This window comes from Pseudomonas sivasensis (assembly GCF_013778505.1).
GTDB lineage: Bacteria > Pseudomonadota > Gammaproteobacteria > Pseudomonadales > Pseudomonadaceae > Aquipseudomonas > Aquipseudomonas sivasensis.
Genome location: NZ_JAAOWU010000032.1, coordinates 1 through 9,475, shown reverse-complemented (window position 1 = coordinate 9,475; position 9,475 = coordinate 1). Strand labels below are relative to the sequence as shown.

Sequence of the window (9,475 nt, the reverse complement as noted above, 5' to 3'; positions counted from 1 at the left end):
CGCGCAACAGCGAACCGGTAATCACCGCGCGTTTGCCGAGGATGGTCAGCAGGTCGACGTCGTTGGCCTTGGCGCCGCCGAGGAAACCCAGCATTACCAAGTGGCCGTCCATGGCCAGGGCCTTGAGATTGTTGTTGAGATACGAGGCTCCCATGATGTCTAGGATCACATCCACACCCTGGCCGTCAGTCTGTTGGGCAATGACGTCGGCGAAGTCCTGCTCGCGGTAATTGATCGGCGTGGCGCCCAGCTTCGCAATGGCCGCGCATTTGTCGGCGCTGCCGGCGGTGGCGAAAGCCTGGATGCCGAATTCGCGGCACAGCATCAACGCGGTCGTACCGATGCCGCTGGTGCCGCCGTGGATCAGCACGCGTTGGCCGGTGTGCGCATCGCCGAGGCCGAACAGGTTGGCCCACACAGTGAAGAAGGTTTCCGGTACGGCGGCGGCTTGAATCCAGTCCATGCCCTCGGGGATCGGCAAAGCCTGGCCAGCGGGCACCGCGCAAAACTGCGCATAACCGCCGCCATTGGTCAGGGCGCACACCTTGTCGCCCAGGCTGAACGCGGTCACGCCGTCGCCCAGCGCCACCACTTCACCGGCCACTTCCAAACCCGGAATCGGGCTCATGCCGGGCTTCATCGGGTATTTGCCCGCACGTTGCAGGGCGTCGGGGCGATTCACCCCGGCGGCGTGCACGCGGATCAGGATCTCGCCGGGACCGGCCACGGGCACTTGCGCCTGGCGCGGTTGGAGCACCTCTGGGCCACCGGGCGTGGTGATTTCGATCAGGGTCATGTCGTTAGGGAGCATCATTTGAAGTTACCTGCAGCGATGAGCGTATGGGGTGGGACCGCGTCGGGCGGCCGGCGGTTCAGCAAAAGCATGACCAGTTCCAGTGCAAGGGCGACCACTATCGCCCCGGCCGCGATCATGAACAACAGCGCATGCTGGCCGCCGCTCGCATTGAACAGGGCTGAGTAAGCAAAGCCCGCGACCGCCTGAAAGGTGGCAAAGGACACCGTGGCACGGCTCCAGGCGACCTGCTGTTGGTGATGATTGGGGATCAGTTCGTGCACCCGCGCCAGCGCCAGCGGCACGATGCCCGGCGGGAAGGAGCCGAGGATGACCGCCAGTACCGCCAGGGCCGTAAACGAGCCGGCGAACGGCAACATACCAACGGCAATCGCCTGCACCAGCAACACCACGCGGATGCTCAAGCGTGCGCCGAGCTTGTCTGCCAGGAACCCATAAGTGACGGGCCCCACAATCGAGCCCAGGCCGTACATCACCCAGATCATCGCGCCGATATGCGCCCCGGCACCCAGGCCGCGGGCCACGTAATCCACCAGAAACACCATCGCCGGCACCAGGCCCGCCGCCATAAAGGCGTATTGGGCAAACAGCAGGTACACGCCAGCAGGGGTCGGCAACGTGCTGCCCGCCGGTTGCGGTGCTTCATGCTGCGTGCCGTTGGGCCAGGCGAACCAACTGGCGGCCGTCAGCACCACCGCCAACAGACCGAGACCGAACCAGGTCTGCTGCAAACCCAGGCTCAGCAGCGGTGGGACCAGTGTGCCCGAACCGGCAATCCCCAAACCGATGCCCAGGAAGATCGCGCCACTGGCCAGGCCTCGGCGTGCGGCCGGTACATGGGGCAACACGGTCGCGGCCACCAGCACCATGATCGCGCCACCGGCAATGCCCGACAGCAGGCGCCAGCCGAAGAACCACGTCACCGACAACGGAAAACCACAGGCAAAAAACGCCAGGGTCACCGCCACCATCATCAGACGCAAGGCGCTTTTGTTGGAGCTGCGTTGGGCGAGGGGGCGGCCTATCAGCGCGCCGATCAGGTAACCCACCAGGTTGGCGGCGCCGAGGTACACCACGTCATTGGCGCTAAACCAGTGGGCCTGGATCAGCGATGGAATCAACGGCGTGTAGGCAAACCGCGCCAGGCCGATGCTGACCAGGCTGGCGCACAGGCCGGCGAAGATGGGCAGCCAGACGGTGCTGCGTGCTTGAGTGTCTTGCATGGTGGCGGTCCTGAGTATTTTTCTCTGGCGCCCAGCATATCGAGGAACGTCGGTGCAATAATGCAGCGATTACACGGCACAGTGATGCAGATATGCAGCATAAGGAGTACGCATGAATTGGGATGACGCACGGGTATTCCTGGCGGTATGCCGCGAGTCCACACTGCGCGGCGCTGCACGGGTGCTGGGGGTGGACCAGGCCACCGTCGGGCGGCGGGTCAACGCCCTGGAAAAGTCCTTGAGCGCGACGCTGTTCCTGCGCACCTCCGAGGGCTACGCCTTGACCGCCGTGGGCGAAGCCGCGTTGCACTCGGTGGAAAAAATGGAGCGTTCGGCCCTGGACCTGGAGCGGCAGATCCAAGGCCTGGATGACCGCCTGACCGGTACCGTACGGGTCAGCACCACCGATTCCCTGGCCATCGACTTTATGATCCCTGCGATTGCGCGCCTCCACGCCCAGCACCCGGATGTGCGCGTGCAGTTGGACGCATCGACCCAGTTCCTGAGCCTGGCCAAACGTGAAACCGACATTGCCGTGCGCAACACCCGTCCCGACAGCCCCGACCTGATAGCCCGTCGCATCGCTCGATGGCCGCTGGGGTTGTTTGCTTCCCAGGCTTACGTCGATCGCCACGGGATTCCCGAGCCCGGCAGCCTGTTTGAAGGCCACGATCTGGTGGTCTACCAACCCTATCTGCAAACCCACAAAGACCTGACCCTGGTGTCCGAACCCTTGGGCCGTGGGCGCATTGTCGCGGCGTTGAGTTCCAGCCTGCTGGTGCGCCGCTCCATTGCCGCCGGGCTCGGTATCGGCGAGATCCCGGTGTACACCGGCGAGCGTGACGGCCTGGTTCGCCTTTGGCCCGAGCGCACGCGGCCGGTGCCTTATGACGTGTGGCTGGTGACCCACGCCGACCTGCGCCACACCGCGCGGGTGCGGGTAGTCATCGATGAAATCGTCGCGGGGTTTGCGGGGACGGGGGAGTAAAGGTCAGCACAGGCTTGCAATCTTGAGTGGCGCTCTGTGGACACAATCGATGTGTCAACCAACAGGGAACACCTATGAACGAATCAAGACATCAGGATCTGGGGCTGTTGTTTCTGCGGGCGAGCGGGGCGTTGTTCCTGCTGTGGGTACACGGCTTGCCCAAATTGCTCAATTACAGCGAACAACTGAAGCTGATCGAAGACCCGTTTCACCTCGGCGCACACGTCACGCTGCTGCTGGCGATTTTTGCCGAAGTGCTGTGCCCGTTGCTGATCCTTGTCGGCGTGCTGGTGCGCCTGGCATGCCTGCCCATCCTGGCGGTGCTGTTGATCGCCATGGTGGTCGTGCATCCAGAGTGGACATTGTTTGAAGGGCAGTTTGGGTGGTTGTTGCTGATCCTCTTTACCAGCGTGCTGATCGCCGGGCCGGGGCGTTTTGTGCTCGGTCAGCGTTTTGCCTGAATAAAAAAAGCCGGGCAAGCCCGGCTAAATAAGGAGAGCGGTTTCAGCGCTTCAGGAACGCCAGCAAGTCTTCGTTCAACGCCTGGGCGTGGGTCACGGCAAACCCGTGGGGCGCATCTTTGTAGACCTTCAATTCGGCGCCCTTGATCATCTCGGCGGCCACTTTACCGGTGGTTTCGAACGGCACGATCTGGTCGCCATCGCCATGGATCACCAGGGTCGGCACGTCGATCTTGGCCATGTCCGGGCGGAAGTCGGTTTCGGAGAAGGCCGTGACGCAATCCACGGTCGACTTGAGGGACGCCAGCATCGCGATTTGCAGGGTCTGGGTCAGCGTACCTTCGGAAACGGTCTGGCCCTTGTTGATGCCGAAGAACGGCGTGTTGAAATCAGCGATGAACTGCGCACGGTCTTTCAGCAAACCGGCCTTGATACCGTCGAACACATCGGTCGGCACGCCCTGTGGGTAATCGGGCTTCTGGCCGAAGATCGGCGTCACTGCACCCAGCAGCACCAGGCCGGCAACCCGGGCACTGCCGTGGCGTGCGATGTAGCGCGCAACATCGCCACCGCCCATGGAGAAGCCCACCAGGGTCACCTCCTTGAGGTCCAAGTGTTCGATCAACTGCGCGATGTCATCGGCGAAGGTGTCGTAGTCGTTGCCGGTCCACGGCTGGTCCGAACGGCCAAAGCCACGGCGGTCGAACGCGATGGTGCGGTAACCACGGCTGCTCAGGTATTCCATCTGGTATTCCCACATGTCGGCATCCAGCGGCCAGCCGTGGCTGAACAGCACGGGCTTACCGCTGCCCCAGTCCTTGAAGTAGATCTGGGTACCGTCTTTGGCAACGAATGTGCTCATGGAAAACTCCTGATTGAGGGGGCGAGAAGACTCTAGCTCACTATTGCCGTAAACCTGACGAAGGGCTTGTATGGGTGTGCTTGGTTGAACGGTTCAGCGTCTATGCTGGTCCACTGACCTCTACCGTCAGATCACACAGGTGAACGAAATGGCCAAGACTTACAGCTACGCCGCCCAGAACGCCAAGGATGTCCTCAAGCCCTTTACCTTCGAGCGCCGCGCGCCAGGGGCTGACGATGTACAGATCGACATCCTGTATTGCGGCGTGTGCCACTCCGACCTGCACACCGTGCGCAACGAGTGGAACAACACCCTTTACCCGTCGGTCCCCGGCCATGAAATCGTCGGCCGTGTGACGGCAGTCGGCGCCAATGTCAGCAAATTCAAGGTCGGCGATCTCGCCGGTGTCGGCTGCATGGTCGACAGTTGCCAGCACTGCGCCTCGTGCGCCGAGGGCGAAGAGCAATACTGCGAGAGCGGTTTTACCGGCACCTACAACGGCCCGGTGTTCGGCGGTGAAAATACCTTTGGCGGCTACTCGGACAGCATCGTGGTCAAGGAGAAGTTCGTGCTGCGCATCTCCCACGACGATTCCAACCTGGCCGCCGTGGCGCCGTTGTTGTGTGCGGGCATCACCACGTATTCACCGCTGCATCACTGGAAGGTCGGGCCCGGTAAGAAGGTCGGTGTGGTCGGCCTCGGCGGCCTCGGCCACATGGCGGTGAAGATCGCCCACGCCATGGGCGCAGAGGTCACGCTGTTCACCACCTCACCCAACAAACGCGAAGACGGCCTGCGCCTGGGCGCCGACCACGTGGTGGTGTCGAAGAACCCAGACGAAATGGCCAAGGTCGCCAACAGCCTGGACTTCATCCTCAACACCGTCGCCGCGCCGCATAACCTCGATGCGTTCCTTAACCTGCTCAAGCGCGACGGCACCATGACCCTGGTCGGCGCCCCCGACAGCCCGCACCCGTCGCCGACCGTGTTCAACCTGATTTTCAAGCGCCGCAGCCTGGCTGGTTCGCTGATCGGTGGGATCCAGGAGACCCAGGACATGCTCGACTTCTGCGCCAAGCACGGGATTGTCTCGGACGTGGAGATGATCGACATCCAAGGCATCAACGAAGCGTATGAGCGGATGCTCAAGGGCGATGTGAAGTATCGGTTCGTGATCGATATGGAGAGTTTGAAGAAGGAAAGCCACGCGGCCTGAAAACTCGACCTCCAAGCCACCGTAGAACCCCTGTGGGAGGGGGCTTTCCCCCGATAACGGTAGTACAGTCACAGCATCATTGACTGACCCACCGCCATCGGGGGCAAGCCACCTCCCACATTTGTTATGTGTGCACGTCAGACCGAGAGATGCTCGTAAAGAATCGTCGCACCCACCAGCATCAACACCACGCCGCCGACCATCTCGGCACGCTTGCCCACCACGGTGCCCAGCACCCGCCCGAGCATCATGCCGATGGTCACCATGGTCATGGTCGCCAGGCCAATCGCGGCGGAGGCCACCAGGATATTCACGTCGACGAACGCCAGGCCAACACCCACTGCCATCGCATCGATGCTGGTGGCAAACGCCGTGACGGCGAGGATCATGAACGAGTGCTGGGTCGGTTTCTCGGCTTCTTCGTCATCGGCCTTGAGCCCGTTCCAGATCATGTGCAGGCCCAAACCGACCAGCAGGGTGAAGGCGATCCAGTGGTCCCAGCTTTCCACCCAACGGGTGGCCACGTGGCCGATCGCCCAGCCGATCATCGGGGTGATGGCTTCGATCACACCAAAAATCACACCGGCACGCAGGGCTTCGGTCAAACGCGGTTTGTGCAGGCTGGAGCCTTTGCCGATGGCCGCCGCGAAGGCGTCCGTGGACATGGCCAGGGCGAGAAGAATCAGGGAAATGGGGTTCACGGTGAGGCTTCCAGTCGGGCTATAGGACACAACGACACAACCACGCGCCCGACTTTAGGCATGGATGTGTCGCTGGTCTCACCAACCGAAAAACGGTGTTCGCACCACGGCAGGTTGCCGAATATGTTGATACGAACGCTTCCAACGGGGTCAGAAGCCGGTTACTCCCCAACGAGGTGGCCGATCATAGGGGGGCAAAGATGAAAATTTCGTCAAAAGGCTCACGGCCGTTGCGGCTTGACCGACGTACCAAACGTATTGCCCATGCGCACGCTGGTTGCCGCCGGGGTGGATAAGCCCACGGCGTTCGGCGGCCGCTGCTCGATAGAAAGATGCTGCGCCTCACGGTTTTTCTTCGCCGCCTTGGTTGCATTCGTGTCATTGCCCATTTGTTGGCCCAGGCAGCCGTAATCCGGCGCCTTGTACCCATCCACCGTGACCTCGGTGCAACCGCTTGGCGCATTGTCGGCGTGGGCGAGTAAGGGCAGGGCGGCGCACAGCAACAGGCTGGCGAGGGTCGGGAGCAGTTTCATCATGGCCTCCTGGCAGGCCCGAAGGAGTGGGCCGGTATGGCTTGAGAGTCTAGTGCAGCGGGCTTCTCGTCACCGTGATGTTTTTTTTGCTATCACCGTAACATCAGGTTCATAAACGGGCCTCAGGATGACGGTTTTCTAGGGCGCGTCGGCCGTGCAGCGATGCTACGCAGGGGGTGAACAGGGAGCCTGGAGGCGCGCCGTATGCGCCCTGGTCTTGCTGTTGCTGCTGGCCGGCGGCGGGGTTGCGCGAGCGCAGTCGCCGCTGTTGCTGCTGAGCCTGCCCGCGCAAGACCTTGAACACGCCCTGCAGGCCTATAGCCGCGCGACGGGGATAGCGGTGCTCGTGGACCGCGAGTTGACGCAGGGCCGACGCTCCCTCGCCGTGCGCGGTCGCTTCACGGCGCAGGAGGCTCTGGCGATGTTGCTGACAGGGAGCGGCCTGATGGCACGTTATGCACGCAGCGATGCGTTTACCTTGCAGTTGCCCGAGGTCAGCCAACCGCCCCCGGCGCATGGTGCGGCGGCCCGCAGTGCTGCACGGATCAATAACAGCTACGCCACGGCCTTGCAGCAGGCCATCGAGACCAGCCTGTGCCGTTCGCCCCTGACTCGGCCCGGCAGTTTTCGTGCGCTGGTGCAGGTGTGGGTCAACCGCGACGGCATGATCGAACACAGCCGGCTGGTCAGCTCCACCGGCGATGAACAACGCGATGAAGCACTGGTCCGCAGCTTGGGCGCTGCACGGGTGGAACGCCCGGCGCCGAGTTCACTGCGTCAACCGGTGACTTTGCTCTTGATGCCCGACACCACAGGAACACGCATGGAATGCACAGCCGTAAAAGGAGCCTCGGGCGGATGAAAAATACCGGGCACAGCACGATGGTCAGCTTGTTCCTGGCCTCTTACGAAGATTTCAAGGTGCGTTTGCGCAAGCGTCTGGGCTCGGAGGACCTGGCCAATGACGTGTTGCACGAAACCTACCTGCGAGTTGACCGCATGGAGATGCCGCCGAACCTGGCGCAACCCAATGCTTACCTGTACCGCATGGCCCTGAACATCGCTGCCGACCGCCGCGAGGCCGACGCCCGTTTGCTGACCGGCAGCGAAGTGGAAGAACTGCTGCAAAGCGCCGACGAAGCCCAGGACCCGTCGCGGGTGGTGGGCGGTCAACGTGAAATCCAGTCCCTGGTCAAAGCCCTGTATGAACTGCCCTCGCGCCGACGCAAGATCCTGATCGCCGCCCGCCTGGAAGAGGCGCCGCACCTGGAAATCTCCCAGCGCTTCGGCATTTCCACGCGCATGGTCGAGAAGGAAATCAAGGCCGCACTGGGTCATTGCGCCAAACGTCTGGAAAGAAAAGTGATCCAGCGGTTCGGTCCCGGCGCCGGAAAACCGTCTTAGTGTTGAGTCCCTGATAAAACCGTGAGTATGTGCGCGCTTGAACATTTTTAGCCTCTCCATCGCCCGGCAATCCGCCGCCAGCCCCTTGCACGATGAAGCCCGCGACTGGCTGCTCCTGCTGACCTCGGGCCGCGCCACCGTGGCCGATGCCAAGGCCCTCAAAGCCTGGTGCGCCCAGAGCGCGGAGCATGCCCAGGCGTTTGAGCAGGCGAAGGGGTTGTGGCAGCAATTGGCACCGGCGCTTGAGCAACCGTCTGCGCCGCGTCAGTTCGGGCGTCGCGCATTTCTGGGGGCCGCGATTGCCGCGTCGGCGGCGGTGGTGATGGTGCGCGTCGGCGTGCCGGGCGGGTTTTCCGGGCTGACGGCGGACTATCGCACTGAGGTCGGCGAGCAGCGCCAAGTGCTGTTGAGTGACGGCGTGAGCCTGGAACTCAATACCCAGACGCGCATCAGCCGGGTGGGTCAGGGGATTGAATTGCTCGAAGGCGAGGTCGAGGTCGTCGCCCATATTGCGCAGCCGCTCAAGGTCCAGGCCGGGGAGGGCTGGGTCAGTGCGGCGCAGGCGCGGTTCAATGTGCGTCATACCGATCACAGGGTGTGTGTCACCTGTATCGAAGGGTCGCTGTCGGTGGACGTGGGCGGCAACAGCGTGAGTTTGGGCCGTGGTCGGCAAATGAGCTACGGCGCTGCCGGGGTCAGTGACGTGATCACCGTGGATACGCAGTCGGTGGTGGCCTGGCGTGAGCAGGTGCTGGTGTTTGACAACGCGACGTTGGCGACGGTGGTGGATGAGATCAACCGCTATCGGCCGGGGATGTTGGTGTTGCTTAACAAGGAACTGGGGCAGCGGCGGGTGCAGGCGCGGTTTAGTTTGCAGCAGTTGGCGGGCGTGGCGTTGTTGATACGGGATGCTTATGGGGCTAAGTGTACGGAGTTGCCTGGGGGGGTTGTTTTGTTGAGTTGAGGTGTGTCGGCGTACATATCCGTTAGGGTGTACGTATCCGTTAGGGTGTACATATCCGTTATTTAGGTAACGACGGCTTGTGGTTCCGCTCTTACAGCGGGTCACTTTTGTAAAGGCCGGAATGCCGGCCCAGACAAAAGTAACCAAAAGGCCTTCGCCCCACCACTCGGTGCCTCGCCTAAGCTCGGCATGCCCGTAATCCGACATTGATTTGGGGGGCCGCCGCCACGCGCCATCCATGGCGCAGGGCGGCTAAACCGGCATCCCTGCCGGTTTACCCCCCAAATCAACGTCGAATTCCGGCCATCG

11 protein-coding genes are annotated in these 9,475 nt (G+C 62.4%); 6 read left to right on the top strand and 5 right to left on the bottom strand.

Annotated features, from left to right (window positions below):
* Window positions 1-814 (bottom strand): zinc-binding dehydrogenase (locus tag G9Q84_RS28255; protein ID WP_181644478.1); only part of this gene is annotated, 814 nt, incomplete at its 3' end.
* Window positions 811-2,037, bottom strand: a complete 1,227-nt coding sequence (locus G9Q84_RS28250) for a YbfB/YjiJ family MFS transporter (RefSeq protein WP_181644477.1) — start codon at window positions 2,035-2,037, stop codon at window positions 811-813. The genes G9Q84_RS28250 and G9Q84_RS28255, both read right to left, overlap by 4 nt.
* Window positions 2,038-2,149: 112 nt before the next feature.
* Between G9Q84_RS28250 and G9Q84_RS28245 the strand changes: the two genes are divergently transcribed.
* Both G9Q84_RS28245 and G9Q84_RS28240 read left to right on the top strand, forming a co-directional pair.
* Window positions 2,150-3,025 (top strand): LysR family transcriptional regulator, encoded by an 876-nt coding sequence (locus G9Q84_RS28245; protein ID WP_032888423.1) that lies wholly within the window; start codon window positions 2,150-2,152, stop codon window positions 3,023-3,025.
* 74 nt (window positions 3,026-3,099) lie between these two features.
* Complete coding sequence (locus G9Q84_RS28240) at window positions 3,100-3,486, top strand: DoxX family protein (RefSeq protein ID WP_099601888.1); 387 nt, start codon at window positions 3,100-3,102, stop codon at window positions 3,484-3,486.
* A 43-nt stretch (window positions 3,487-3,529) separates the two neighbouring features.
* Here G9Q84_RS28240 and G9Q84_RS28235 read toward each other — a convergent pair whose 3' ends face one another.
* Window positions 3,530-4,348, bottom strand: coding sequence for an alpha/beta fold hydrolase (locus tag G9Q84_RS28235; protein WP_032888427.1), 819 nt, complete (start codon window positions 4,346-4,348; stop codon window positions 3,530-3,532).
* A gap of 148 nt (window positions 4,349-4,496) precedes the next feature.
* Between G9Q84_RS28235 and G9Q84_RS28230 the strand changes: the two genes are divergently transcribed.
* Window positions 4,497-5,564 carry an NAD(P)-dependent alcohol dehydrogenase gene (locus tag G9Q84_RS28230; protein WP_181644476.1) on the top strand — a complete coding sequence of 356 codons (1,068 nt, stop codon included), beginning with the start codon at window positions 4,497-4,499 and terminating at the stop codon, window positions 5,562-5,564.
* Between the two features lie 137 nt (window positions 5,565-5,701).
* On the opposite strand, the gene mntP is transcribed toward G9Q84_RS28230, so the two are convergent.
* The gene (mntP, locus tag G9Q84_RS28225; protein ID WP_032888431.1) at window positions 5,702-6,265 is read right to left on the bottom strand and encodes a manganese efflux pump MntP; all 564 of its coding nucleotides are present in this window, start codon (window positions 6,263-6,265) and stop codon (window positions 5,702-5,704) included.
* A 221-nt stretch (window positions 6,266-6,486) separates the two neighbouring features.
* The gene (locus G9Q84_RS28220) at window positions 6,487-6,798 is read right to left on the bottom strand and encodes a hypothetical protein (protein WP_032888433.1); all 312 of its coding nucleotides are present in this window, start codon (window positions 6,796-6,798) and stop codon (window positions 6,487-6,489) included.
* Between the two features lie 217 nt (window positions 6,799-7,015).
* On the opposite strand from G9Q84_RS28220, the gene G9Q84_RS28215 reads away from it, so the two are divergent.
* From G9Q84_RS28215 to G9Q84_RS28205, 3 genes are read left to right on the top strand one after another with little or no spacing between them, the layout of a single operon-like run.
* Entirely contained in the window at window positions 7,016-7,660 is a 645-nt protein-coding gene (locus tag G9Q84_RS28215) for a secretin and TonB N-terminal domain-containing protein (RefSeq protein WP_181644475.1), read from the top strand.
* Entirely contained in the window at window positions 7,657-8,202 is a 546-nt protein-coding gene (locus tag G9Q84_RS28210; RefSeq protein ID WP_032888437.1) for an RNA polymerase sigma factor, read from the top strand. Before G9Q84_RS28215 ends, G9Q84_RS28210 begins: the two co-directional genes overlap by 4 nt.
* Before the next feature lie 37 nt (window positions 8,203-8,239).
* Window positions 8,240-9,166 carry a FecR family protein gene (locus tag G9Q84_RS28205; protein ID WP_122752921.1) on the top strand — a complete coding sequence of 309 codons (927 nt, stop codon included), beginning with the start codon at window positions 8,240-8,242 and terminating at the stop codon, window positions 9,164-9,166.
* The last annotated feature ends 309 nt before the right edge of the window (window positions 9,167-9,475 follow it).